Consider the following 25,588-nt stretch of genomic DNA (forward strand, 5'->3'; position numbering starts at 1 on the left):
CCCTGTTTTAACAGGGTTTTTATTTTATAAAAAAACTCCAACAACCTTTCTACACTATCCATACATACAAAAAATACAAAACAAAGGCCGTCTGAAATGCTCTTTCAGACGGCCTTTTGAGGTTTCTATATCTATATTCTTAGTCGGCGAACTGTTTTTTCATTCGTTCGCGTCGCTCTTGCGCTTCTACGGACAATGTCGCGGTCGGACGTGCCAGCAGGCGTTTGAGGCCGATGGGTTCGCCGGTATCGGCACAGAAACCGTAATCACCTTCGTCAATGCTGCGGATAGTCGCTTGCACTTTATTGAGAAGTTTACGCTCACGATCGCGGGTGCGCAGTTCTAAAGCGTATTCTTCTTCTTGAGTAGCTCGATCAGCAGGATCGGGAGCGGATTCGTGCTCTTGAAGATGGCCGGTAGTGGTGTTTGCATTTTCAATCAGCTCTTCTTGCATTTTAACCAGTAGTTCGCGGAAGAAGGCCAATTGGTCGCTGTTCATGTAGTCCTCTTCAGGACCATCCCAGTTTAAAATATCTTGTTCTGTCAGCTTTGCCATGGTGTCTGCTTTCGGTTTGTTGTTAATGATTTGGATGCTACGGGTTTGCTTTTATTGGGTTTTCTTGAATTTCCGTTTTGGAAATTGGGCGAATCATATCATGTTTTACCTATTCATTTGTTCTTTATATTTCGATTTGCACTTTTTTGCACTACCTTACACCTAAATGTATTAAAGCGCTTTTTAGGACGTTGTATTTTTGGTCGTTAATACCTGCTGCGCTTTCAGACGGCCTATTGAAGCAACCATAGGTTGGTTTGCTGGATAAGTTGGGGAAACCATCGGGCCAGCCACAACCATAATAAGAGTGCCAACAAACTGCCTGAAAAATCGTATCGCCCTACGCGCAAGAAGGAAAACGGTTTGAGCAATGGTTGTAGAATTCGTTCGATGGCATAAGTCAACGGCGAATAGCGGCCCTGTATGCTGGACACCATTCTAATAATCAGACCGATAAATAATGTATAGGCCGCGGCTTTCAGCATATGGAGTACGGCAAACCAAAAGTTTGCCAAAATCAGCTTATTGCTGATGGACAGCGCCGGCGAGATGAAAATAATGGCGGTACAGGCAAGGTAGTACACCAGAAAACCTGAAGGCAAACAGTACCAATCGGTTTTCTTACCGGATGGAAATGCTTTTTGCCAAGGTTTGGTCAGCCAGCCTGTTGCCTGTATGCTGAATTTGAGCAGGGGGTGTTCTGCTGCCAATCCTGCGTATCGGAGCAAAAAGCGCGTGATACACAGGATGGCAACAGCGTCTGCCAATAATAAGAGCAAGTCGCCGCGCATGTTCAGACGGCCTTATATTGTTGCGCCATTTCTTGCGAACGTTTGACGCAGGCTTCTACGCCCTGTTCGATGGCTTCGGCAACGTGACGGGCTTTGAAGGTTTCGATGGCTTCGTGTGTCGTGCCACCTTTGGAAGTTACGTTTTGCTGTAATTGTGCGAATGCTTCGCCGGTTTGTTCGGCCAAAGCCACTGCGCCTTTAAATGTAGCGAGGCTCAGTTCGCGTGCGTCTTGTTCATTAAAACCTTGTGCCAAAGCCGCATTTTGGAGCGCGCCCAACAAATAGAAAACATAGGCGGGGCCGCTGCCGCTGATGCCGGTAATATTGTGGAGTTGCTCTTCCTCGTTCAGCCAAACGGTTGTGCCGACAGAGCGCATGATGCCGTCTGCAGCTGTACGGTCTGCTTCTGAAACGCCTGCATCGGCAAACATACCGGATACGCCCAAGCCGATTTTGGCCGGCGTATTGGGCATGATGCGCACGATACGGCGTGTACCGCCCAGATAATGGCTGAGGGTATCGATGGACAAACCAGCTGCTACGGACAACACCAGCGCACCATTCAAACGGATGTTTTGACAGGCTGCCTGCATGTCTTGCGGTTTGACGGCGAGGATGAGGACGTCGTCCGCACTCAATTCGGGCAGGTTTTCAGAAGTGGCTACGCCCAATTCTTGCACCAGTTGCTCCCGTCTTTCGGCGCCGCGTTCGACAATGTGGACACGATAGCCGTCTTGTTTGACCAAACCGCCTGCAATGGCAGTCGCCATATTGCCGCCGCCTAAAAAGTAGATGTTCATAAATTTCCTTAATTTTTTAAATCAGATACATTTGCTGAGGTCGTCTGAAATACCGTTTCCATCATACCGACAAAATTTCAGACGACCTTTTTACCAACGGACGCTTTCAGGCAGTGATGTTCGGTATAAACCCTGTTTTTCCAAACAATCCAATCCTTCTTTTTTAAAAGTTTCCGCTAAAGGGCGTTTATCGCGGGTTTGCCAAGCTAGCCCGCAAGCTTCAAACTTTTTGATTTTCCTACTGAAATAATCATTAGCTGCGGTACGATAAGCATTATCGTCAATAGAATAATTCCCGTCCGCCAAACGCTTCCCGCGGAAACCCTCGATAGAAGGCGGCGGTTCGCCTTTAATTTCCCAAAAATCTATTGCTGCCGGCTTTTTGGGTTTGCACCAGCCCGATAAGGACTCACATTGATACCAGCCCATCAACCGACAACCCGTTAAGGTCAAACCAAGCAAAACGACCGAGATAATCTGTTTCATTGGCTGCCTTCTCCTTTTTGTTTTTGTTCCCGTCTGCCGAAAATCGCGCTGCCGATGCGGACATGGGTTGCGCCGCATTCTACCGCGATTGGCATATCTCCGGACATACCCATAGACAAAACATCTGCTTCGACGCCTGCCGCATTCAACTCAGCCAACAACCGCTGCATGGTGTGAAACTGACTGCGCAACTCATCGTCGCTGCTGTCGGCCTTGGCCACACACATCAATCCGCGTACTTTAATATTCGGCAACTTGGCCACTTCAAGGGCCAGCGCAACCGCTTCAGCGGGCGCCACGCCGTGTTTCGCCTCTTCCGCGGCAATGTTCACTTCAATACACACTTGCAACGGCGGCATTTCAGACGGCCTTTGTTCGCTCAAGCGCCGCGCCGTTTTCAGACGGCCTATCGTATGCACCCAATGTGCGCGTTCGGCCACAAATTTGGTTTTATTAGACTGCACATCGCCGATAACGTGCCAAACAATATCCGGCAAATCGACCAGCGTTTCCGTTTTTTCAAACCATTCCTGAATATAGTTCTCGCCAAAATCGCGCTGACCGGCCGCATACACTTCGCGGATATCGTCTGCCGGAAACGTCTTGCTGACCGCTACCAGCTTCACCGCATCCGCAGGCCGTCCTGCAGCCTTAGCCACCTGTTCAACCGCCCGGCATACGTCCTGATAGTTTTGTTGCAATACCGACATGGTTTTCTCCTTTAACCCGTTCATCACTCGGCATTTTGAAAATTTTACTTGGTCGAACGGATTTATCTATTTAAAATAAAGCGATTTTATTATTCTAAACCAAAACAAGGCCACATTATGCAGATTACCGACTTACTCGCGTTCGGCGTGAAAAACAAAGCCTCCGACCTCCATTTGAGTTCTGGCATTTCCCCCATGATACGCGTACACGGCGACATCCGCCGCATCAACCTGCCCGAGATGAGCTCGGAAGAAGTCGGTACCATGATTACCTCGGTCATGAACGACCACCAGCGCAAGCTCTATCAACAGGATTTTGAAGTCGATTTCTCATTTGAGCTGCCTAATGTTGCCCGTTTCCGCGTCAACGCCTTTATGACCGAACGCGGCCCGGCTGCCGTATTCCGTACCATTCCGAGCACCGTCCTGACGCTGGAAGAATTGCGTGCGCCGCGCATTTTCCAAAAAATTGCCGAAAATCCGCGCGGTTTGGTCTTGGTAACCGGCCCGACCGGTTCGGGTAAATCCACCACACTGGCGGCGATGGTCAACTACATCAACGAAACCCAACCGGCCCACATTCTGACCATCGAAGACCCGATTGAATTCGTCCACCAAAGCAAAAAGGCGCTCATCAACCAACGTGAGCTGCATCAGCACACCCACAGCTTCACCAACGCCCTGCGTTCCGCACTGCGCGAAGACCCAGACGTCATTTTGATCGGTGAGATGCGCGACCCTGAAACCATCTCCCTCGCCCTGACCGCCGCCGAAACCGGCCACTTGGTTTTCGGCACGCTGCACACGACCGGCGCCGCCAAAACCATCGACCGTATTGTCGACGTATTCCCAGCAGGCGAAAAAGAAATCGTGCGCTCCATGTTGTCCGAATCCTTGCGCGCCATCATTTCCCAAACCCTGCTGAAAACCCGCGACGGCAACGGCCGCGTCGCTGCACACGAAATCCTGATTTCCACACCGGCCGTGCGCAACCTCATCCGCGAAAACAAAATCGCCCAAATCAACGCCGCCCTCCAAACCGGTCAGGCCCACGGTATGCAAACCCTCGATCAAGCCCTGCAAACCCTTGTCCGCCAAGGCACCATCAGCCCAGAGCTGGCACGCAGCAAGGCGCAAAACATCGAAAACCTCTCTGTTTTCTAAATCATACTCAGGCCGTCTGAACCCCATCATCCCGTTTTCAGACGGCCTTTCAGCCTGACCGAATACCCGTTTTAAAGAGAATCATCATGAGCGATCTCGCCCCTCTGCACGACCTGTTAAGCGAAATGGTGCAAGCCTACTCACAAAAAAACCAAGCACCGCACATCCCCACCCCGGCCGAAATCGGCACGCATCTTCACCCCCTGCTCGACCGTATGTGTGAAGAGGCCGAAAAACGCAACGCATCCGACATCTTCATCAGCGCAGGCTTTCCCCCAGCCATCAAAGTCGGCGGCACCCTCACGCCCATGCCCCACAAAGCGCTGACCGGCGCGGACACCGCCGCCATCGCCGAATCCACCATGAACCCCGACCAGCTCGAAGCCTTCAACCGCGACTGGGAAATCAACTATTCCGTCCAATCGCGCAGCAACACGCGCTACCGCGTCAACGCCTACCACGAGCAAGGCCGCGTCGGCATGGTATTGCGCCGCGTCAGCCAAGACATTCCCGAAATGAAGACCCTCGGCTTACCCGAAAAGCTCCAAGAGCTTGCACTCGCACCACGCGGCCTGCTAATCCTCGCCGGCCCGACCGGTTCGGGTAAATCCACCACCATGGCCTCCATGCTCAACTACCGCAACCAAAAGCTGCCCGGCCATATCGTTACCATCGAAGACCCCATCGAGTTTATCTACAAACCTTGCCGCAGCATCTTCACCCAGCGCGAAATCGGCATCGATACCGACAACTGGAAAATCGCCGTTCAAAGCGCCATGCGTCAAGCGCCCGATGTCGTCTGTATCGGCGAAGTCCGCAGCGAAGAAAGCATGGAATACGCCCTCCAACTGGCTCAAACCGGCCATCTGTGCGTTTTCACCATCCATGCCAGCACGGCCTCCCAAACCATCGAGCGCATCATCAACTTCTATCCGGAAGACCGCCGCCAACAAGTTTTGATGGATTTGGCGTTAAACCTCGTCGGCATCATCGGCCAACGCCTCACCGTCAAGAAAAACCGCCAACGCACGGCCGTTACCGACCTCCTGCTCAACACGCCGGCCATGCAGGACTTGATTTTCAAAGGCGAATTGCTGGAAATCCGCGACCTGATGGCACGCTCCGGCAGCAACGGCATGCAGACGTTCGACCAAAACCTCTTCAACCTCTACGCACAGGGCCAAATCGAACTCAGCGAAGCCCTGCGCCAAGCGGTATCCGCCAACGATTTGCGCCTGCGCATTCAAATGCACGACGAGGGCAACAATACCGAACGCCTCTACGACCGCATCAGCGACCTCAACCTGATGACCTGATGACGCAGGCCAAACAAGGCCGTCTGAACAGATGTGGAAACGAAATCAAGTATTTTCCCGTATCCGTTCAGACGGCCTTATCCTATCTCAAGCATTCTGAAACCGACTGAAAATCCTGTTAAAATCCAATCATTCATCTCATAACAAATAAAACAACCCAATCATGAAAACTCCGCCGCTCAAACCTCTGATCATTGCCTCCCTACCCGTCTTCGCCAGCGTGTTCATCGCCGCCACCCTCGTTTGGCACTTCGACACGCCCAAGCTCGTCATGCCCTTCGTACTCGGCATTATTGCCGGCGGTTTAGTCGATTTGGACAACCGCCTCACAGGCCGTCTGAAAAACATCGTCATCACCGTTGCCCTGTTCACCCTCTCCTCGCTGCTTGCCCAAAGCACCATCGGCACAGGCGTTCCCTTCATCTTGGCCATGACCCTGATGACTTTCGGCTTCACCATCCTCGGCACCGTCGGCCTCAAATACCGCACCTTCGCTTTCGGTGCGCTCGCCGTCGCCACTTACACCACGCTGACCTACACACCCGAGACCTACTGGCTGACCAACCCCGTCATGATTCTGTTGGGCACTGTCCTATACAGCGTCAACACCCTGATCTTCCAAATTATCCTGCCCCACCGCCCCGTCCAAGAAACCGTCGCCAACGCCTACGACGCACTCAGCAACTACTTCGATGCCAAAGCCGACTTTTTCGATCCCGACGAAGCCGCATGGTTGGGCAACCGCCAAATCGACTTGGCCATGAGCAACACCGGCGTGATTACTGCCTTCAACCAATGCCGCGGCGCACTTTTCTACCGATTGCGCGGCCAACACCGCCATCCGCGTACCGCCAAAATGCTGCGCTACTATCTCTGCGCGCAAGACATGCACGAACGCATCAGCTCCGCCCACGTCGATTACAGTGAAATGGCCGAGCAGCTCAAAAATACCGACCTCATCTTCCGCATCCGCCGCCTACTCGAAATGCAAGGCCAGGCGTGCCGCAACGTTGCCTCCTCCCTGCGCAACAACAAACCCTACGCATACAGCAAACGCCTCGGCCGCGCCATGGAAGGCTGCCGCCAATCCCTCGGCCATTTTGCCGAGACCCATGCCGATAATGCCAACCTTCACAATATCCGCCGTCTGCTCGACAACCTCAGCAGCGTCGATTACCAACTGCGGCAATTGCAAAACGATGCGTCCCTTGCCGAAAACGACAACGCCGACACCCGCATCGCCGCCCTTGAAAACACCAAGTTCCGCAATATCGGCGAAACCGTCCTCAGCCAGCTCAATTTCGAATCCGGCGTCTTCCGCCATGCCACCCGCCTCTCCATCGTCGTGGCCGCGGCCTGCATCATTGTCGAAATCCTTCATCTCAACCTCGGCTACTGGATTCTGCTGACCGCCCTTTTCGTCTGCCAGCCCAACTACACCGCCACCAAAAGCCGCGTGTACCAACGTATCGCAGGCACGATTCTCGGCGTGATTGTCGGTTCGCTCGTTCCCTACTTCACCCCGTCTGTTGAAACCAAGCTTTGGATTGTCATCGCCAGCACCACCCTGTTTTTCATGACCCGAAGCTACAAATACAGCTTCTCCACCTTCTTCATCACCATCCAAGCCCTGACCAGCCTTTCACTTGCCGGTTTAGACGTGTACCACGCCATGCCCATCCGCATCATCGACACCATCGTCGGTTCCGTTATCGCATGGGCCGCCGCCACCTACCTCTGGCCCGATTGGCGTTACCTCACCCTCAGCCACACCGCCGCCCAGACCATCACTGCCAACGGCCGCTATCTTGACGCCATCCTCGACCAGCTGCAAAACGGCAGCCGCGACGATTTCGACTACCGCCTTACCCGCCGCCAAGCCCACGAAAGCACCGCCGCCCTCAGCAGCACCTTATCCGACATGAGCAGCAACCCGAAAAAATACCAAGACCGCCTGCAAGACGGTTTTACCCTGCTCAAAACCAGCTATGCACTGACCGGCCACATTTCCGCGCTCGGCGCATACCGCGACCAAGTCCGAATCGACGGCAACGACGGCTTTGCCCCCTATGCCAAGCTGACCCACCACATCGCCGAGTTGCTGACCCAAATGCCCCAAACCGACCCCGAGGCTTTTGAAACGGCCATGACCCAAATCCGTCAGGAATTTGCCGAGCTTGAACAAAACACACAAGCGCAGCAAGACCACATCCTCAAACACCAGCTCGACCTGATCATCCGCCAGCTTACCCCGTGCTATCAGGCATTGCACCGACAAGCCGACGTAGAGGCCGTCTGAAAAGAGCCGGACGCTTTCCAGCCTGTTTAGCAACAAGTCTGCCAATCATCAGCGTTGAATCCAGCTGAACCCTTTCTCCAATAAACACCTAAAAACAAAAGGCCGTCTGAAACCTGATTTCCAGATTTCAGACGGCCTTTATTTTTAACAATCGATATTAAAACCGATTACGCGCTGCGTTTTTCCAAGGCAGCAACGGCAGGCAACTCTTTGCCTTCCAAGAACTCAAGGAACGCGCCGCCGCCGGTAGAAATGTAGCTGATTTGATCGGTTACGCCGAATTTGGCAATCGCCGCCAAAGTGTCGCCGCCGCCGGCAATCGAGAACGCATCGCTTTGGGCAATCGCTTCGGCCAATACTTTGGTACCGCCGGCAAATTGGTCAAACTCAAATACGCCGACCGGGCCGTTCCATACGACCGTACCGGCAGCTTTGAGCAAATCGGCCAAAGCAGCGGCGGATTTCGGGCCGATGTCCAAAATCATGTCGTCTTCGGCAACATCGGCAATGTCTTTCACCACAGCTTCCACATCAGCGGCAAAGGCTTTAGCGACAACCACATCGGTCGGCAGCGGAACAGAGCCGCCTTTGGCCGCCATTTTCGCCATAATTTTTTTGGATTCTTCCACCAAATCGTGTTCGGCCAAAGATTTGCCGATGGCTTTGCCTTCTGCCAACAGGAAGGTATTGGCAATGCCGCCGCCGACGATGAGTTGGTCGACTTTATCGGCCAAAGATTCGAGGATGGTCAGTTTGGTAGACACTTTGCTGCCGGCAACGATGGCAACCATCGGATGAGCCGGTTGTTTCAGGGCTTTGCCCAAAGCGTCGAGTTCGCCCGCCATCAACACGCCGGCGCAGGCAACCGGTGCGGCTTGGGCGACGGCTTCAGTCGAAGCCTGGGCGCGGTGGGCGGTACCGAATGCGTCGTTGACGAACACGTCGCACAAAGAAGCGTAGGCTTTGCCCAGCTCCAAGTCGTTTTTCTTCTCGCCTTTGTTGATGCGCACGTTTTGCAGCATCACGACATCACCGGCGTTCAAAGTCGGTTTGTTTTCACGCCAGTCGTTCAATACTTTCACGTCTTTGCCCAACAGTTTGCCCAAATGCGCGGCAACAGGCGCTACATCGTCTTCAGGATGGAATTCGCCTTCGGTCGGACGGCCGAGGTGGGTCATCACGATCACAGACGCGCCGTTGTCCAAGCAGTATTTAATGGATGCGAGCGAAGCGCGAATACGGGTGTCGTCGCTGATGTTGCCGTCTTTGAACGGTACGTTCATATCGGCGCGGATCAGAACGGTTTTACCTTGAACATTTTGTTCGGTCAGTTTCAAAAATGCCATGATGATTCCTTTGTGATGGTTGGAAACGGGAATGTTTGGGATTATCCGCGAATGAGGCGCGACGGTAAAGATTGGCAATGGCCGCGCTTGATGTGAATCAGCAGATAAAGCTACAGGCCGTCTGAAACATTCGGCCAATCTTTCAGATTTTCCGCTATACTTTGGCGATTGATTTTCATTTTACGGATTAAACCATGTTACGCCGAATTGCTTTAATGCTTGCCTTCGTGCTGCCTGCCTCCTCATGGGCGCAGACGCTTTCTGAAACCCTGCCCAACGGTCTGAAAATCATCGTCAAAGAAGACCACCGCGCGCCTGTGGCCGTTTCGCAGATTTGGTACAAAATCGGCAGCGTGGATGAAAAACCGGGCAAAAGCGGCCTGAGCCACGCTTTGGAACACATGATGTTTAAAGGCACGAAAGACGTTCCCTCCGGCGAATTCAACCGCCGCGTATCCGAGCTGGGCGGACAAAACAATGCCTACACCAACCGAAATGAAACGGTGTATTACGAAAACGTCGCCGCCGCCAACCTGCCCGAGATTCTGAAGCTCGAAGCCGACCGCATGCACAACCTCAACTTCAGCGACAAAGAATTCCTCAACGAGATGAACGTCATCCGTGAAGAACGCCGCCAGCGCACGGAAGACACGGCCGACGGCAAAATGTGGGAACAAGCCTATCTTGCCGCCTTTACCCAACCGTCGATGCGCGCCTCCGTCATCGGCTACATGAAAGATTTGCACACCCTAAAAGCCGACGACCTGCGCGCGTGGTACAAACAATATTACGCGCCCAACAATGCCGTATTGGTCATTGTCGGCGATGTCGATGCCAAACAAACGCTTCAGACGGCCGCCAAACTCTTTGGCGATATTCCGGCCAAAGCCCAGCCGCCGCGCAACAAACTCCATACCGAACCCTATTTGCGCAAGCCTGTTACGGTCAAAGCCACTTCTCCGGTTACACACCAGCCGCTGATTGCCATCAACTTCCGTGTACCGAAACTCCAAAAACTCGATGACACGATGCCTTTCGCCCTCGACATCCTCTCCGATATTTTGGCAGGCAACGCATCCAGCCGTTTTGATAAAAACCTCGTGCGCGGCAAGCAAACCGCATTGAACGCAGGAACGCATTACGACATCATCAGCCGTGAAATGCCGCTGTTCAGCGTAATGGCCATGCCTGCCGAAGGCGTGAAAACCGATACTTTGATTGCCCAGCTGCGCCAAGAAATCAAAGACATTGCCGACCACGGCGTTTCCGAAGAAGAATTGCAGCGCGTCAAAACCCAGGCAGCAGTCAACGAAATCTACGCCAAAGACTCCATGTCTTCCCAAGCCTCCATGATGGGCCGCCTCGAAGCGCGCGGTTTCCAATATACCGACGAACAAGAAATCCACCGCCGCTTACAGGCAGTCAGCGCACAAGAAGTACAGGCTGCCGCCCGGATGTTGACCGACGAGCGCATGAGTACCGTCATCATCGAGCCGCAAAAAGCTGCCGCCGCGCCAAGCAAAAAAGCTGCCAAACGCCGATAAACATCAGGCCGTCTGAAAGCCCATACCCTTTCAGACGGCCTTAACAGAAAGCCACAACATGAAACCCACCCTGCTCGCCCTTGCCCTACTCCTGCCCTTAAGCGTCCAAGCCGCCACCGACATCCAACGCTGGCGCAACCGCGACGGCACCCAAATCCTCCTTGTCGAACGCCACGAAAACCCTATCATCGACCTTGAAGTCAGCTTCAAGGGCGCAGGCAGCGTCGCCAATCCGGACGGCAAAAGCCAAGTTGCCGAATTTACCGCCGCCCTCCTAACCGACGGCACCCAAGAGCTGGACGAAGAAGCCTTCAATGCCGAAGCCGACAACATCGGCGCACAAATCAGCAGCAACAGCAATGCCGAAAGCGCATCAGCAGGCTTCCGCAGCCTCAGCAAAGCCGACATCCGCGACAAAGCCGCCAACTTGCTCAACCACTCGCTGACCCGTCCGCGCTTTGACGAAGCCGTTTTCCGCCGCCGTCAAATCCAATCCATTACCGGCTTGCAACAACAAGAAACCACCCCCGATTACACCGCCACGCGCGAACTGACCAAGCTTATCTACCCGAACCACCCCTACGGCAGCGGCGCAAACGTAACCGTTGACAGCCTCAAACGCGTTAGTCTGGACGATATCCGCGCTTTCCACCGCACCCACTACGGCAAAGACAACGCCATCGTCGCCATCGTCGGCGACCTCAACCGCAAACAGGCAGAGCAACTGGTCGAGCGCGTCCTCAAAGACCTGCCGGCCAAAGCCACCGCAACCCACGCCATCCCGCCCGTTCCCAAACAAACCGCCCAACGCCGCGACATCCCCTTTGCCGGCACACAGGCACAAATCCTGCTCGGCACTTCCCTCTTCAAACGCCATGACCCCGACTATTACGCCCTCATTGCCGGCAACTACATCCTCGGCGGCGGCGGTTTCGACAGCCGCCTCATGAAAGTTTTGCGCGACCAACACGGTTACACCTACGGCGTATACAGCAGCCTCGCCCCGGCGACAGAAGAAGGCACGTTTACCGTTTCCTACTCCACCCAAAAGAAAAACACCAAAGCCTCACTGGCCGACACCCAAGCCGTCATCGAGCAGTTTATCGCCGAAGGCCCGACCGAAGCCGAGCTGAAACAGGCCAAAGCCAACATCGTCGGCGGCTTTCCCCTGCGCTACGACTCCAACGACAAACTGCTCAACTACCTGAGCCTGATCGGCCTCTACAACCTGCCCAACGACTACTTGGAAGTCTATCCCAAAGCCATCAACAGCCTAACCGTCGAACAAGTCCGCGACGCATGGAAACGCCGCGTCAAATTCAAAGACCTCAACACCGTCGTTGTCGGTGCAGAATAAAACGCTTTAAAACAACAGGCCGTCTGAAAGGTTTTTCAGACGGCCTGTTTTCATTCTGTCGGTTTGCTTACTTGTCATCAGAGGCCACTCTAATCAATAAAATATCGGTCACAATCAGCTGTTGTTGTACATTTATAATGAAAGCGAAGACATCATAAATAGCATTTCTATTACTGAAACCAACAAATAAAAAAGGCCGTCTGAAACCTTGAAACAGGTTTCAGACGGCCTTTTGTAACCGGTCAATTACTTATTCAACCGTTACCGATTTAGCCAAGTTGCGCGGTTTGTCCACGTCTGTACCGCGTGCGAGGGCGGCGTGGTAAGACAGGAGTTGCACGGGGATGGTGTGCACAATCGGCGAGAGTACGCCGACGTGGCGTGGGGCGCGGATAACGTGCACGCCTTCGGTAGCGTTGAAGTTGCTGTCGAGGTCGGCGAAGACAAACAGTTCGCCGCCGCGTGCGCCGACTTCCTGCATATTAGCTTTTACTTTGTCCAACAGGCTGTCGTTCGGGGCAATCACGACAACAGGCATGTTCTCATCCACCAAGGCCAACGGGCCGTGTTTCAACTCACCCGCAGGATACGCTTCGGCGTGGATATAGGTAATCTCTTTCAGCTTCAATGCGCCTTCAAGGGCGATTGGGAAGTGGATACCGCGGCCGAGGAAGAGTGCGCTGGTTTTCTTGGCAAATTTTTGCGCCCAAGCGGCGATTTGCGGCTCCAGATTGAGAGCGTGCTGAATGCTGCCCGGCAGTTGGCGCAGTTCTTCAACGTATTCACGCGCTTGTTCGTCAGAAACCAGGCCGCGCTGTTTGCCCAAGGTAACGGCCAGGCCGAACAGGACAACCAGTTGGGTCGTGAACGCTTTGGTAGAGGCAACGCCGATTTCTGCGCCGGCGCGTGTGTACAGTACCAACTCGCTTTCACGCGGCAGGGCGGATTCCATCACGTTACAAATAGACAGGCTGTGTTTGTGTCCCAAGGATTGCGCGTATTTCAGGGCTTCCATGGTATCCAAAGTTTCGCCGGATTGGGAAATGGTGATGACCAATTGTTTCGGATCGGCAATCACGTCGCGGTAGCGGTATTCGCTGGCAATTTCGACGTCGGTTGGCACTTTGGCAATGGATTCGAGCCAGTATTTGGCGGTCAGCGCGGCATAGTAGGACGTACCGCAGGCAAGGATTTTGATGCTGTGGATATCGTCGAACACGTCGCGGGTGTTGGCACCGAAATTTTCAGGTTCAAAACCGCCGTCCAAGAAGACTTCGGCAGTATCGGCGATGGCGCGGGGTTGTTCGTGGATTTCTTTTTGCATGAAGTGGCTGTATGGGCCCAACTCCAAAGAAGCCAAAGATAATTCGGACACTTTAATCGCGCGTTCGGTTTGCGCACCGGTTTTGTCGAGCAGTTTTTCGATGCCGTTTGCGTTCAGCAGGGCTATGTCGCCGTCTTCCAAGTAAGCGATGCGGCGGGTAAAGGCGATCACAGCGGATACGTCGGAAGCGATAAAGGTTTCTTGGTCGCCCAAGGCCACCAACAGCGGGCAGCCCATGCGCGCAACAACCATTTGTTCAGGGTTGTCTTGTGCGATAACGGCAATGGCGTACGCACCGTGGAAACGGGCAGTCGCAGCTTGTACGGCTTCAAACAGTTTGCCGCCGTTTTGTGTGTATTCGTGGTTGACGCTGTGGGCGATGACTTCGGTATCGGTTTGCGATTCGAAGGTGTAACCCAAGGCTTTGAGGCGTTCGCGTTCGGCTTCGAAGTTTTCGATGATGCCGTTGTGGACAACCGCGATCATGCCGCCGGAAATGTGAGGGTGGGCGTTAGGCTCGGTTACGCCGCCGTGGGTTGCCCAACGGGTATGGCCGATGCCGATATGGCCGAACACGCCATTTTCGCGTGCTGCATCTTCCATCAGCTGCACACGGCCGACACGGCGGACGCGTTTGATTTTGCCGTCCATGTTGACGGCGATACCCGACGAATCGTAGCCTCGGTATTCAAGGCGTTTGAGACCGTCGGTCAGAAAATCGACTACATTGTGATTGGCGCGAATAGCACCTACGATACCGCACATATAAGTTCCTTAGTATCAAAAGTTTGAAAAAATGACTGCTGCTCCGGCTCCCGAAAGCGGCAGTCGGAAAACGCCGTTTTATATTCATTGAAACGGCAAATCTGAGTTTCAGACGGCCTTTTTATTTCTCAATGCCGTCTGAAAACAAATAAAAGATCAACCTTACTTCTTATCGCCTTTTTCCGGACGCACCCAGCCTTCGATGACGGTTTGGCGCGAACGGGCGAGAACGAGTTTGCCGTCTTCGCAGTTGCGGGTAATCGCGCTGCCCGCGCCTGTCGTCACTTTGTTGCCGAGGGTAACGGGAGCAACCAGTACGCAGTTTGAGCCGATGCGCACTTCGTCGCCGATGACGGTTTTGTGTTTGTTCACGCCGTCGTAGTTGGCAATAATCGTGCCGGCGCCGAAGTTGGTTTTGCTGCCGATCTCGGCATCACCGATGTAGGTGAGGTGGTTGGCTTTGGTGCCGTTGCCGATGGTGGCGTTTTTGACTTCGACGAAGTTACCGATGTGTACGTCGTCGGCCAGTTTGGCTTGCAGACGCAGACGGGCGTATGGGCCGATTTGGTTGTTTTCGCCGACTTCGCAACCTTCAAAATGGGAGAATGGGGCGATTTTGGTGTTGGCACCGATTTTGGCATTTTTGATCACGCAGTTGGCACCGATTTCGACGTTGTCGCCGAGTTCGACTTCGCCTTCGATCACGACGTTGACGTCAATCACGACATCTTGTCCGTGTTTCAGACGGCCTCGTAAATCGAAACGTGCCGGATCGCGCAGGGTCACGCCTGCTTTGAGTAATTCTTGCGCCTGTTCGGTTTGGAAAATGCGCTCGAGTTCGGCCAGTTGGAGTTTGTTGTTCACGCCGGCGGCCAGATGGGAGGCGCGCACTTGGACGGGATGAACTTTGATGCCGTCGGCAACGGCTTTGGCGATGAGGTCGGTCAGATAGTATTCGCCTTGGGCATTGTTGCTGGAAAGGCTGTTCAACCAAGCTTCGAGTTTGGCGTTAGGCAGAACCAAAATGCCGGTGTTGATTTCTTTCACGGCTTTTTGGGCGGCATCGGCGTCTTTTTCTTCGACGATGGCGGTTACGCTGCCGTTGCTGTCGCGGATGATGCGGCCCAAACCTGTCGGGTCGTTGGGCACGTCGGTCAACAGGCCGACTTCGTCGCCTGCGGCTTCGAGCAGGGTTTCGAGGGTGGCTGCGTCAATCAGGGGGACGTCGCCGTACAACACCAGCGTGCGGCCTTCGGCAGACAGGTGCGGCAAGGCGGTTTTGACGGCGTGGCCGGTACCGAGCTGTTCGGTTTGTTCAACCCAAACGACATCGCGTTTGACGGTGTCCAAGACTTGCTCTTTGCCGTGGCCGATGACGACACAGATGTTTTGGGGATTCAGGGAGGCGGCGGTGTCGATAACGCGCTCAACCATGGGAAGGCCGCCGATGCGGTGCAGCACTTTGGGCATTTTGGAGTACATGCGCGTGCCTTTGCCGGCGGCGAGGATGACGATATTTAAAGCTGTCTGAGCCATGATACGGTTTCCGTTGTCGTTGTTTGAGGCCGTCTGAAAAGTGTGGCAACAAGTGTTGGTTGTTTTTCACTCCGTTTCAGACGGCCTTGGGGATATTGTTATTCGGTTGCTGGCTGTTGGTTGGCAAATTGTGGTTTTTGCCAATGTTGGCCGCGTTCGCCGTGTTCAACGTGATCCGCTTGATTGGATTGGACGGCGCGGCGCTCTGGGCGGAACTGGTTGTAATTCATGTTTTTAGAATAAGTACCGTCCTGATAAACGATGGGTGTGCCGGTAGCATATTTTTGGCGTACGGCGGTACGGCCGGATTCGTTGGTGTAGGTTTCCCAAGAGCAACCGGCCAAAACGGCGGCGGTGGTCAGAATTAAAGCGAGTTTATGCATGATGTTGTCCTTGTTTTTAAATGTCGGCAATACCATGTATTGTACTTGTTTTTGCAAAACTTCACGGCAGTTTTGTGCAAACTTCAAGCAAACCCTGCATATCTTTCGCTATGCCGTCGGCAAATGGCAGCGGATGGGCCTTTTCGCCGTACCAAACGGTCTTCATGCCCAAGGCTTTGGCTTGGTGCAGATTGTCGGCGCTGTCGTCCACCATAATGCACTGTTCGGGTTTGACACCCAACAAGCGGCAGACGTTGAGATAGGCCTGCGGATTAGGTTTGTAGAGCAGGCCGAAGTCGTCCGTGCCGAACAAGCCGTCAAAATGCGCTTCCAAGCCCAAGGCTTCAACCAATGCGCGGACATAAAACGAAGGCCCGTTGGAAAATACGGCTTTTCGCCCTTTCAGACGGCCTAAAACATCATCAGTTCCATCCATACCCTCCACCTTTACCAAAATTTGCTTAAGTGGATGACTTTCAAGCAAAAATTCATCGATATCGACTTCGGGATGGTGGATTTGCAAACCGGCAAGCGTCGCGCCGTATCGGTGCCAATAATCTTGGCGCAGATGAGAGGCGGCTTCTTCGGAAAGTTTCAGACGGCCTGCCATGTATTCGGTCATGGCGCGGTTGATGATGTAGAAAATGCCGGCTTCGGCATTGTGCAAAGTATTGTCGAGGTCAAACAGCCAAATGGGGGAATGATTCATATCGTGCCTTGATATGCAGATTTTGTTATGATATTTCGTATTTTACCCGTACAAAGGAAAGAGAATGAAACTGAAATTGTCCGCAGTGGCTCTATTACTGGCCTCAGCAAACCTGTACGCCCAAACCGAAGTACGTTTGGCCGTGCACAAATCCTTCAGCCTGCCACAATCCGTCATCGCACAATTTGAAAAAGCCAACGATGCCAAAGTGTCCGTCATCAAGGCAGGCAGTGGCAACGAAATGCTCAACAAGCTGATTTTGAGCAAGGCCAACCCGATTGCCGATGCGGTTTACGGTTTAGACAACGCCAACATCGGCAAAGCCAAAGCCGCCGGCATCCTCGCCGCCAACCAACCCAAATCCGCACCCGTAACCGCTTCCCTGCCCGATGCGCTGGCTGTCGATTACGCCTATGTCGCCATCAACTACGACAAAAAATGGTTTGAACAGAAAAAACTGCCCCTGCCGCAAACCCTGCAAGATTTGACCAAACCGGAATATAAAAACCTTCTGGTAACCCCGTCTCCCGCCACATCCTCGCCCGGCCTCTCCTTCCTCTTGGCCAACATCGGCGGCATGGGTGAAGAAGGTGCGTTCAAATGGTGGGCGCAAATGCGCCAAAACGGCGTGAAAGTTGCCAAAGGCTGGAGCGAAGCCTACTACACCGACTTCACCCAAAACGGCGGCGCCTATCCCCTCGTGGTCAGCTATGCCACCAGCCCGGCGGCCGAAGTCCACTACTCCAAAGGCAAATACAGCACCCCGCCCACCGGCAACCTCTTCCTCAAAGGCGGCACATTCCGCCAAGTTGAAGGCGCGGCCGTTTTGAAAGGCGCAAAACAACCCGAGCTGGCGGCCAAACTGGTGAACTGGCTGCAAAGCGGCGAAGTGCAACAAGCCCTTCCTGCCGAAATGTGGGTCTATCCGGCTGCCAAAAACACGCCGCTGCCCAAAGTATTCGAGTTTGCCCAAACCCCGAAACACAGCGATTCCCCCAACCGCGCCGACATCAACACCAAACAAAAACAATGGGTGAGCCGTTGGAGCAAAACTGTTTTACGTTAAACCGAAAAACTTAAAAACACATCAAGGCCGTCTGAAAAAACAAATCATTAGTTTTTCAGACGGCCTTGTTTTACAATAACCTTTTAAACAATTTCACACGCACACACAATTATGAATTTCGATCTTCAAGTCCTCTCTTCGTTCTCCGGCTGGGAACAACTCGCCCAAACCGGCATGTCTTTCGGTACCAACCTGCTGGCCGCCTTAGCCATCTTCTTTATCGGCCGCTGGATCGCCATACGCTTGGTAACACTGATGAAAGCTGCGCTGACACGCGCCAAAGTCGATAAAACGCTGGTCAGCTTCCTCGGCAATGTCGCCAACATCGGCCTGCTGATCCTCATCATTATCGCCGCACTGGGCAAACTCGGCATTCCGACCACTTCCGTTACCGCCCTGATCGGTGGCGCAGGCTTGGCCGTGGCTTTGTCTTTGAAAGACCAACTGTCCAACTTCGCCGCCGGCGCACTGATTATCCTGTTCCGTCCGTTTAAAGTCGGCGACTTTATCCGCGTCAACGGTTTTGAAGGCATCGTCCGTGAAATCAAAATGGTGCAGACCTCTTTGAGTACGCCGGACAACGAAGAAGTCGTCCTGCCCAACAGCGTGGTCATGACCAACAGCATCACCAACCGCTCCTCCCTGCCCCTGTGCCGCGCCCAAGTCGTTGTCGGCGTCGATTACGCCTGTGACTTGAAAGCCGCCAAAGCCGCCGTATTGAGAGCGGCAACCGAGCATCCATTGTGTGTTCAAACCGAAGAACGACCTGCCGTCGTATACATTACCAACCTTGGCGACAGCGCCATCGAAATCACACTTTGGGCATGGACGCAAGAAGAAAATCTCGGCCCGTTCCGATTCGCCCTGAACGAGCAAGTGGTTGAAAACCTGCGCGAAGCCAACATCAACATCCCATTCCCACAATGTGATGTCCACCTCATTCAGCCGAAAGACTGATTTCAGCTTTCAGGCCGTCTGAAACCCGGCGGGTCAAACGCCCGCCCCATTCCACCATTTCCATAAGGAGCCGCCATGTCCCATCTGCAAACCATCGCCGAACACCTGACCAGCCGCCGTCAAACCGTTACCTGCGCCGAGTCCTGCACCGGCGGACTGCTTGCCGGTGCGCTGACCTCACTCTCCGGCAGCTCGCAATGGTTTCATCAAAGCTTCGTCACATACAGCAACCAAGCCAAGCAGGAGCGTCTTGGCGTCATGCCCGATACTTTACTGAAACACGGCGCAGTCAGCCGCGAGACCGTCTATGAAATGGCACGCGGCGCAAAAGCCGTGGCGCAGGCAGATTACGCCTTAAGTATTTCCGGCATCGCCGGCCCTAGCGGCGGCAGCGCGGCCAAACCGGTCGGCACAGTCTGGTTTGGCCTGGCCACGCCCAAAGGTTCGTTTGAGCAAACCGCTTTATTCACAGGCGACCGCGAAGCAGTAAGGGCGCAAGCCGTCGAATACGCATTGGCTTTCTTGGCGGAACATTTGGTTTGATAGAAAAAACACAGGCCGTCTGAAATCTGGAAATCAGGTTTCAGACGGCCTTTTTATTTATTCAAACCATCGGCGGATTTATACGCCCAAAAGCTCTTTGCCGAGGAAACTGCCTTTTTCGACACCCGGCAGGACGAAGAAATAGCCGCCACCAAACGGGCTGATGTATTCCTCCAGCGGCTCGCCGTTGAGCAGGTTTTGCACGAAGATGAAACCGTCGGCAAGGTTGGCCTGATAGCAGATGAACACCAAGCCGACATCGAGCTGGCCGTTGGCGGCGAGGCCGCGCGAGTAGTTGAAGGCGCGGCGGTAGAGCAGGTGTTTTTTCATGAACTCCGGATCGCGCGGGTTGGCAAGGCGCATATGGCTGTCTTTGGGCGTGATTTTGCCGTCGAGGTCTTTGGCGAAATCGGCGGTGTCGCCCTCTTTTTTACCGTCCATGGGCGCGCCGCTGTATTTGCGCCGGCCGAAAATATCGGTTTGTTCCTGCATCGGGGTGCGGTCCCAAAACTCGACAAAGTGGCGGATGAGGCGGACGGCCTGATAGCTGCCGTTTTTCGCCCATGCCGGTTCGTCCAAGCTGTTGGCGGCAACGCCCGTCCACAGGACTTGATCGGCGACTTTGGGATCTTCGACTTTGGGATTGCCGGAGCCGTCGCGGAAACCTAAAAGGTTGCGCGCGGCAATGGCGCCGGGTTCGGCTTTAGGAAGCCAACCGTCTATGCTCCAACGGATAACGGCGAACTGGGCGGTATTTTTGATGATGTCGCGCAGGGCGGCTTGGCAGGTTTCGGGGGAAAATGCGCAAATTTGCAGGCTGAGGTCGCCGTCACACCAAGATTTTTGGAGTTTGTCGTTGGGGAAGTCGCGCATTTCCTGCAAGTGTTTCGGCTTTTTATCTTTGAGGCCGAAGCGGTCGTCAAAGAGGCTGCTGCCGACACCGACGGTAACTGTCAGTCCGTCGGGGCGGAATTGTTTGCCGAGGATGCCGCTGCCTGCTGGCGGGAGCTTGTCGTCTCCGTCTTGGTATTCGCCGCCTTGGGTAAGAAATTCGATGCGGGCGGTCAGTGTGCGGAACAGGTTTTCAAGTTGTTTGGCGTCTTTAGCGGTAACGTCAAAGGCACACATGATGCCGAAGAGCTGGTGTGGCGTGACGATGCCTGCCTGATGCTCGCCGTAACACGGATAGGCCAGCTCGGAATGTTGGTTGTTTTGGGTTTCGGCGGCGGCTTCGCCTTGTTTTTTACCGGCAAAATAACCGGCAACGCCGATGGCACCGGCGGCAAGGGCAGTTTTGAAAAGGGTTCGTTTTTCGGGTTGTGCCGGTTGTTTGTTTTGGCTCATGGTCTGCTCCTTGGCAGGGAACGGAAAGATTGCAATCGTGTGAAGTAAGGTTGGTTTTCAAGCATATTTTGTATGGGCGACAATAAGATTCAGACGGCCTTTCAATATCCAAAGGCCGTCTGAAAACGCGTTATCTTATTTCAAACCCAAAATGCCGCGCAGTTTGGCCAAGTCTTCTGCCAAGGCATTAATCGGCGCCTGCAGGGCTTTGCGGTCTTCTTCGCTCAATTTGTCGTACAGCTCGAAACCGTTCGGGGTTTTGTATTTCGCCAAAATGTCTTCAACCTGTTTGAAGTTGGCATCGGTTTTTTCCAACAACGCTTTGTCTTTGGCTTCGATCAGCGGACGGAACAAATCAACGATTTTTTTGGAGCCTTCCACATTGGCTTGGAAGTCGCTCAAGTCGGTATGGCTGTAACGGTCTTCTTCGCCGCTGATTTTGCTGCCGGCCACTTCTTCAATCAGTTCGGACGCGCCGCCGACCACCTTACCCGGAGGAAACGCCAATGCGTCGATTTCTTTTTGCAGTGCTTCGACATCGGTCATCAGTTTGGCTGCAATTTCCTTCACGCCGGATACGTCTTTTTCTACCCAAAGGGCGTGTTCGATACGGTGGAAGCCGGTAAATCCGGCATCTTTCGCACCGTCTTTGAAGTCGTCTTCACGCGCGTCGATGACGGGGTCGAGTTCGCTGAAAAGCTCGGCAATCGGTTCGATACGTTCGTAATGGACGCGGGTGGCGGCAAACAGGGATTTGGCCTTTTCAATGTCGCCGGCTTTGACAGCATCGGTAAAGGCTTTGGTTTTGGCAACCAACTCTTTGGCTTCCGCCTGAACATAAGCTTTATAGTCGGCCAGAGGTTGCGCCAGTTTTTCCAAATCGGCTTCGTTGGCAGTGTCTTTGAAGCCGCTGTCGGTAACAATCAGCTTACCGCGCGGATTGGTCAACAGGCCGCAAGTCATTTCATATTCGCCCGGCAGCAGGGTAACGGTCATTTTGTCGGATAAACCCGGGGCGATGTTTTCACGCTCGTCCACCACCATCACGCCTTTCAGGATTTCCCATTCCAGCTTGCGGCCACTGTCGTTTTTAATGTTGAACACGACTTGGCCGCTGGGGACGGTCAATTCCATTGGTTCACAAGCAGTATCGTTCACGCCGATATTGACCGAACCGTCGGCATTGGCGGCAGCGGATGCGCCTGAAGCGGCAGGCGCGGCTTTTTCGGCTTCAGGCGGCTGACACGCGGTCAAACCCAGAGCCAACATTACGGACAAAGCAGTCAGATTGAATTTTTTCATTTTCATTCCTTTTTATTTAGTTAACGTTTTTGCCGGCGCGCTGCCGCGCAAAAACCAAATCATGACGGGAACCAGATACAGCAGCCAAATCAGGACTTCGCCTTCGGTTGGGTGGTCGGTATAGCCGAAGAAACCGCCGAGCAGCACGCCTAAAGGGCTGTCTTCATGCAAATATTTCGATGTGTCGAAAGCGATGTCCTGCATCACATTCCATACGCCGGCCTCATGCAGCGCACGAAACGAACCGGCCAACAGACCGGCCGCCACCACAATCAGAAACGCGCCCGTCCAACGGAAAAACTTCGCCAAGTTCAGGCGCATACCGCCCTGATAAATCAGCGTACCGATGACAACCGCCACCAATAGCCCCAACACCGCGCCTATCGGCATAGACCACGTCGGGCTTTGCTGGAACACGGCCAGCAGGAAAAACACGCTCTCCAAACCTTCGCGCGCTACAGCCAAAAACGCCATGCCGACCAAGGCCCAACCCTGGCCGCTGCCGCGGTTCAAGGCCGACTGAACAGAATCCTGAAGATGCTGTTTCATCGAACGTGCGGCCTTTTTCATCCACAAAATCATGTACGTCAGCATGGCCACAGCCACCAGGCCGATGACGCCGACCACCAATTCCTGTTCCTTCTGCGGAATCTCGCCCGTTGCCGAATGGATGCCGTATCCGATGCCCAAACACATGGCCGCAGCCAAAAACACGCCCAGCCAAACCTTCGGCATCAGCTCGCTGTGTCCCGACTGTTTCAAAAAACTGGCAACGATGCCGACGATCAGGGCGGCTTCGATGCCCTCGCGCAGCATAATCAATAAAGCAATCAGCATAAAAAACTCTAAAGTGAAACGTTTATTTGTTAACGCATTTATAACGCTTTATGTTTAATAACGCAAATTATTTTCATTTTTTAATAACCCCATATTTATTAAGATTTTTTAAAAGAAAATAACGGACGTAATCAATAAAAACCAAAAGGCCGTCTGAATTTTATTTTTTCAGACGGCCTTAAAAACAGTAACTAATTGTAAATAAATAATAAAAAAGTTCCATAGTATAAAATTCTCTATCAGTGATATTTTCAAAATTTATCAAATTTAAAAGGTTGATTTACAACAAAAATTAAAACCGCCTTATCTTTTATAGTTGGCATATTGCTGGTGCAATCAGCAATCCATGACATAACAAACGCATAGCAAAGGAACCCTCCTATGCCACGTTTAAAACTCCACCAAATCGCTTTGGCTTTGGCCGTTTCTGCCGCGCTGACCGCCTGCGGTGAGAAAACTGCACAAACTACTGAAACCCCTCAAGCAGCTTCTGCCGCGAGCGCTGCCGATACTGCCGCAAGCACCGCCGCCGTTTCGGCCCCTCAAAATTCTGCCAATGTTTCTGACGAAGACAAAGCCCTGTTGGAACGCGCGCAAGCTACGTTCAAACCTTTGCCTGACTTAGCCGAAATGCAACAAGTCCGTCCGTTTACCGAAGAACAGGTCAAACTCGGCCAACAACTTTGGTACGAAACCCGCCTGTCCAAAGGCAATACCGTCAGCTGTAACTCCTGCCACAACTTGGCAACGGCCGGCGTGGACAACATGCCGACCAGCGCGGGTCATAAAAGCCAATTCGGCGGCCGTAACTCCCCAACTGCTCTGAATGCCGCCTTGTTGGGCAGCCAATTCTGGGACGGCCGTGCAGCCGATGTGGAAGAACAAGCCGGCGGCCCATTGCTCAACCCTGTTGAAATGGCCAACGCAACCGAAGCCGATGCCGCCGCCAAAATCGCCGGTATTCCTGAATACCAAGAGAAATTCAAAGCCGCATTCCCTGAAGACGGCGCGGTTTCCTTCAAAAACATCACCACCGCATTGGGCGCGTTTGAACGTACCCTGCTGACCCCGACCCGTTGGGACGACTACCTGAAAGGCAACGTATCCGCCTTGAGCGAACAAGAACGCAAAGGCGTACGCGCATTTATGGACAACGGCTGTATCGCTTGTCACAGCGGCGTCAACTTGGGCGGTACCATGTTCCAAAAATTCGGTTTGGTGGATGGTCCTTACTGGAAACACATCGACGATCCTAAACACGACAAAGGCCGTGCGGACGTAACCAAAAAAGCCGAAGACGAATTCTTCTTCCGTGTTCCCGGCTTGAGAAACGTCGAACGCACCTACCCATACTTCCACAACGGCAGCGTTTGGGAATTGGATAAAGCCGTCAACATCATGGCGAAAGCTCAATTGGGTAAAACTCTGGCTCCGGAAGAAACTGAAAACATCGTTGCCTTCTTGAAAGCCCTCTCCGGCAATGTTCCTGAATCTGCCCGAACCATGCCTGAGCTGCCTGTATCCACCGATGTCAAATCCCGACCTGACAACAAATAAGGTTTAGCACAAAACAAAGGCCGTCTGAAAATCCGTTTCAGACGGCCTTTTTTGTTGCCGACCATATGGGCGGCTTTGTTTCACGATTCCACACAATATGGTAATCTTGAGCCGATTTTCACCATACATCCGAAAGGAACATCATGAGCCTGATTATTGAAGACTTGCAAGAAGGCCACGGCAAAGAAGCCGTCAAAGGCAAAGAAATCACCGTACATTACACCGGCTGGTTGGAAGACGGTACCAAATTCGACTCCAGCCTCGACCGCCGTCAACCGCTGACCATCACTCTGGGCGTCGGCCAAGTGATTAAAGGTTGGGACGAAGGCTTCGGCGGCATGAAAGAAGGCGGCAAACGCAAGCTGACCATTCCTTCCGAAATGGGCTACGGCGCACACGGTGCCGGCGGCGTGATTCCTCCGCACGCGACCTTGATTTTTGAAGTCGAGCTGCTGAAAGTGTACGAATAAGCATTTGACGCTTCAAAAGACCGAGGCCGTCTGAAACCCGAAGTTTGGTTTTTTAGACGGCCTGTTTTTATCAAGATTCGGTATAATGCCCTCTTTTACAAGCAAACCATTTCCCAAGGAACCCCCATGCTTTTACCCGAACAAGTCAAAACCCTAATTGAAGGCGTTACCCCTTGCGAACACGTCGAAGTCGAAGGCGACGGCCATCACTTCTTCGCCGTAATCGTTTCCTCCTCATTTGAAGGCAAAGCCCGCCTCGCCCGCCACCGCCTGATTAAAGACGGCCTCAAGCCGCAACTCGAAAGCAACGAATTGCACGCGCTGTCTATTTCCGTTGCCGCCACTCCGGCCGAATGGGCGGCCAAACAGGCTTAATTTGGAATCAAATAAACGGCCGTCTGAAAACTTTTCAGACGGCCTTTTTCA

The 25,588-nt window shown here is 53.4% G+C and carries 24 protein-coding genes; 11 read left to right on the forward strand and 13 right to left on the reverse strand.

The window, feature by feature from the left end; genetic code table 11:
- Window positions 1-139: 139 nt before the first annotated feature.
- The 5 genes from dksA to HMPREF2606_RS05465 all read right to left on the reverse strand — a co-directional run bounded on the left by dksA (window position 140) and on the right by HMPREF2606_RS05465 (window position 3,343).
- Window positions 140-556: an RNA polymerase-binding protein DksA gene (dksA, locus tag HMPREF2606_RS05445; RefSeq protein ID WP_049344904.1), complete on the reverse strand. Its 417-nt coding sequence runs from the start codon at window positions 554-556 to the stop codon at window positions 140-142.
- Between the two features lie 233 nt (window positions 557-789).
- Complete coding sequence (locus tag HMPREF2606_RS05450; RefSeq protein ID WP_070584544.1) at window positions 790-1,347, reverse strand: YggT family protein; 558 nt, start codon at window positions 1,345-1,347, stop codon at window positions 790-792.
- Window positions 1,348-1,349: 2 nt separating this feature from the next.
- Window positions 1,350-2,147, reverse strand: coding sequence for a pyrroline-5-carboxylate reductase (gene proC / locus HMPREF2606_RS05455; protein ID WP_070584542.1), 798 nt, complete (start codon window positions 2,145-2,147; stop codon window positions 1,350-1,352).
- A gap of 90 nt (window positions 2,148-2,237) precedes the next feature.
- Complete coding sequence (locus HMPREF2606_RS05460; protein WP_070584541.1) at window positions 2,238-2,633, reverse strand: RNA-binding protein; 396 nt, start codon at window positions 2,631-2,633, stop codon at window positions 2,238-2,240.
- Window positions 2,630-3,343, reverse strand: coding sequence for a YggS family pyridoxal phosphate-dependent enzyme (locus HMPREF2606_RS05465; protein WP_070712499.1), 714 nt, complete (start codon window positions 3,341-3,343; stop codon window positions 2,630-2,632). The genes HMPREF2606_RS05460 and HMPREF2606_RS05465 overlap by 4 nt, the downstream gene beginning before the upstream one ends.
- 117 nt (window positions 3,344-3,460) lie before the next feature.
- On the opposite strand from HMPREF2606_RS05465, the gene HMPREF2606_RS05470 reads away from it, so the two are divergent.
- The 3 genes from HMPREF2606_RS05470 (at window position 3,461) to yccS (ending at window position 8,122) form a co-directional block, all read left to right on the forward strand.
- Complete coding sequence (locus tag HMPREF2606_RS05470) at window positions 3,461-4,507, forward strand: type IV pilus twitching motility protein PilT (RefSeq protein WP_004519239.1); 1,047 nt, start codon at window positions 3,461-3,463, stop codon at window positions 4,505-4,507.
- An 86-nt stretch (window positions 4,508-4,593) separates the two neighbouring features.
- Window positions 4,594-5,823, forward strand: a complete 1,230-nt coding sequence (locus HMPREF2606_RS05475; RefSeq protein WP_049322964.1) for a PilT/PilU family type 4a pilus ATPase — start codon at window positions 4,594-4,596, stop codon at window positions 5,821-5,823.
- Between the two features lie 163 nt (window positions 5,824-5,986).
- Window positions 5,987-8,122 (forward strand): YccS family putative transporter, encoded by a 2,136-nt coding sequence (gene yccS, locus HMPREF2606_RS05480; RefSeq protein WP_070712497.1) that lies wholly within the window; start codon window positions 5,987-5,989, stop codon window positions 8,120-8,122.
- A gap of 167 nt (window positions 8,123-8,289) precedes the next feature.
- Here the strand turns inward: yccS and HMPREF2606_RS05485 are convergent, their stop codons facing one another.
- Entirely contained in the window at window positions 8,290-9,468 is a 1,179-nt protein-coding gene (locus HMPREF2606_RS05485) for a phosphoglycerate kinase (protein WP_070712493.1), read from the reverse strand.
- Window positions 9,469-9,662: 194 nt separating this feature from the next.
- Here HMPREF2606_RS05485 and HMPREF2606_RS05490 point away from each other — a divergent pair, with 194 nt between their 5' ends.
- Window positions 9,663-11,012: a M16 family metallopeptidase gene (locus HMPREF2606_RS05490; protein ID WP_070712492.1), complete on the forward strand. Its 1,350-nt coding sequence runs from the start codon at window positions 9,663-9,665 to the stop codon at window positions 11,010-11,012.
- A gap of 58 nt (window positions 11,013-11,070) precedes the next feature.
- Entirely contained in the window at window positions 11,071-12,369 is a 1,299-nt protein-coding gene (locus HMPREF2606_RS05495) for a M16 family metallopeptidase (RefSeq protein ID WP_070712490.1), read from the forward strand.
- A 250-nt stretch (window positions 12,370-12,619) separates the two neighbouring features.
- Here the strand turns inward: HMPREF2606_RS05495 and glmS are convergent, their stop codons facing one another.
- The 4 genes from glmS to HMPREF2606_RS05515 all read right to left on the reverse strand — a co-directional run bounded on the left by glmS (window position 12,620) and on the right by HMPREF2606_RS05515 (window position 17,086).
- The gene (gene glmS, locus HMPREF2606_RS05500; RefSeq protein ID WP_070843417.1) at window positions 12,620-14,458 is read right to left on the reverse strand and encodes a glutamine--fructose-6-phosphate transaminase (isomerizing); all 1,839 of its coding nucleotides are present in this window, start codon (window positions 14,456-14,458) and stop codon (window positions 12,620-12,622) included.
- 162 nt (window positions 14,459-14,620) lie between these two features.
- Window positions 14,621-15,994 (reverse strand): bifunctional UDP-N-acetylglucosamine diphosphorylase/glucosamine-1-phosphate N-acetyltransferase GlmU, encoded by a 1,374-nt coding sequence (glmU, locus tag HMPREF2606_RS05505; RefSeq protein WP_070843418.1) that lies wholly within the window; start codon window positions 15,992-15,994, stop codon window positions 14,621-14,623.
- Between the two features lie 98 nt (window positions 15,995-16,092).
- On the reverse strand, window positions 16,093-16,377 hold the full coding sequence (locus HMPREF2606_RS05510; RefSeq protein WP_070843437.1) for a spore cortex protein: 285 nt from the start codon (window positions 16,375-16,377) through the stop codon (window positions 16,093-16,095).
- Window positions 16,378-16,438: 61 nt separating this feature from the next.
- Window positions 16,439-17,086, reverse strand: coding sequence for a pyrimidine 5'-nucleotidase (locus tag HMPREF2606_RS05515; protein ID WP_070843419.1), 648 nt, complete (start codon window positions 17,084-17,086; stop codon window positions 16,439-16,441).
- Window positions 17,087-17,150: 64 nt separating this feature from the next.
- On the opposite strand from HMPREF2606_RS05515, the gene HMPREF2606_RS05520 reads away from it, so the two are divergent.
- The 3 genes from HMPREF2606_RS05520 (at window position 17,151) to HMPREF2606_RS05530 (ending at window position 19,652) form a co-directional block, all read left to right on the forward strand.
- Window positions 17,151-18,152 carry a thiamine ABC transporter substrate-binding protein gene (locus tag HMPREF2606_RS05520; RefSeq protein WP_070843420.1) on the forward strand — a complete coding sequence of 334 codons (1,002 nt, stop codon included), beginning with the start codon at window positions 17,151-17,153 and terminating at the stop codon, window positions 18,150-18,152.
- Between the two features lie 111 nt (window positions 18,153-18,263).
- Entirely contained in the window at window positions 18,264-19,109 is an 846-nt protein-coding gene (locus HMPREF2606_RS05525) for a mechanosensitive ion channel family protein (RefSeq protein WP_070584523.1), read from the forward strand.
- Between the two features lie 75 nt (window positions 19,110-19,184).
- A complete protein-coding gene (locus tag HMPREF2606_RS05530) occupies window positions 19,185-19,652 on the forward strand; it encodes a CinA family protein (protein ID WP_070843421.1) in 468 nt (155 codons plus the stop codon).
- Window positions 19,653-19,730: 78 nt separating this feature from the next.
- On the opposite strand, the gene efeB is transcribed toward HMPREF2606_RS05530, so the two are convergent.
- The 3 genes from efeB to efeU form a co-directional block, all read right to left on the reverse strand.
- Window positions 19,731-20,996: an iron uptake transporter deferrochelatase/peroxidase subunit gene (efeB, locus tag HMPREF2606_RS05535; protein WP_070843422.1), complete on the reverse strand. Its 1,266-nt coding sequence runs from the start codon at window positions 20,994-20,996 to the stop codon at window positions 19,731-19,733.
- Window positions 20,997-21,131: 135 nt separating this feature from the next.
- The gene (gene efeO / locus HMPREF2606_RS05540; protein WP_070843423.1) at window positions 21,132-22,298 is read right to left on the reverse strand and encodes an iron uptake system protein EfeO; all 1,167 of its coding nucleotides are present in this window, start codon (window positions 22,296-22,298) and stop codon (window positions 21,132-21,134) included.
- Between the two features lie 12 nt (window positions 22,299-22,310).
- On the reverse strand, window positions 22,311-23,135 hold the full coding sequence (gene efeU / locus HMPREF2606_RS05545) for an iron uptake transporter permease EfeU (RefSeq protein WP_070843424.1): 825 nt from the start codon (window positions 23,133-23,135) through the stop codon (window positions 22,311-22,313).
- A gap of 381 nt (window positions 23,136-23,516) precedes the next feature.
- On the opposite strand from efeU, the gene HMPREF2606_RS05550 reads away from it, so the two are divergent.
- The 3 genes from HMPREF2606_RS05550 (at window position 23,517) to HMPREF2606_RS05560 (ending at window position 25,537) form a co-directional block, all read left to right on the forward strand.
- Entirely contained in the window at window positions 23,517-24,692 is a 1,176-nt protein-coding gene (locus HMPREF2606_RS05550; protein WP_070843425.1) for a cytochrome-c peroxidase, read from the forward strand.
- A gap of 140 nt (window positions 24,693-24,832) precedes the next feature.
- Window positions 24,833-25,162 carry an FKBP-type peptidyl-prolyl cis-trans isomerase gene (locus tag HMPREF2606_RS05555; RefSeq protein WP_094192864.1) on the forward strand — a complete coding sequence of 110 codons (330 nt, stop codon included), beginning with the start codon at window positions 24,833-24,835 and terminating at the stop codon, window positions 25,160-25,162.
- Between the two features lie 126 nt (window positions 25,163-25,288).
- Complete coding sequence (locus tag HMPREF2606_RS05560; protein ID WP_003686612.1) at window positions 25,289-25,537, forward strand: BolA family protein; 249 nt, start codon at window positions 25,289-25,291, stop codon at window positions 25,535-25,537.
- Window positions 25,538-25,588: the final 51 nt, after the last annotated feature.

The sequence above is a fragment of the Neisseria sp. HMSC070H10 genome (genome assembly GCF_001837635.1).
In the GTDB taxonomy this organism is placed as follows: domain Bacteria; phylum Pseudomonadota; class Gammaproteobacteria; order Burkholderiales; family Neisseriaceae; genus Neisseria; species Neisseria subflava_A.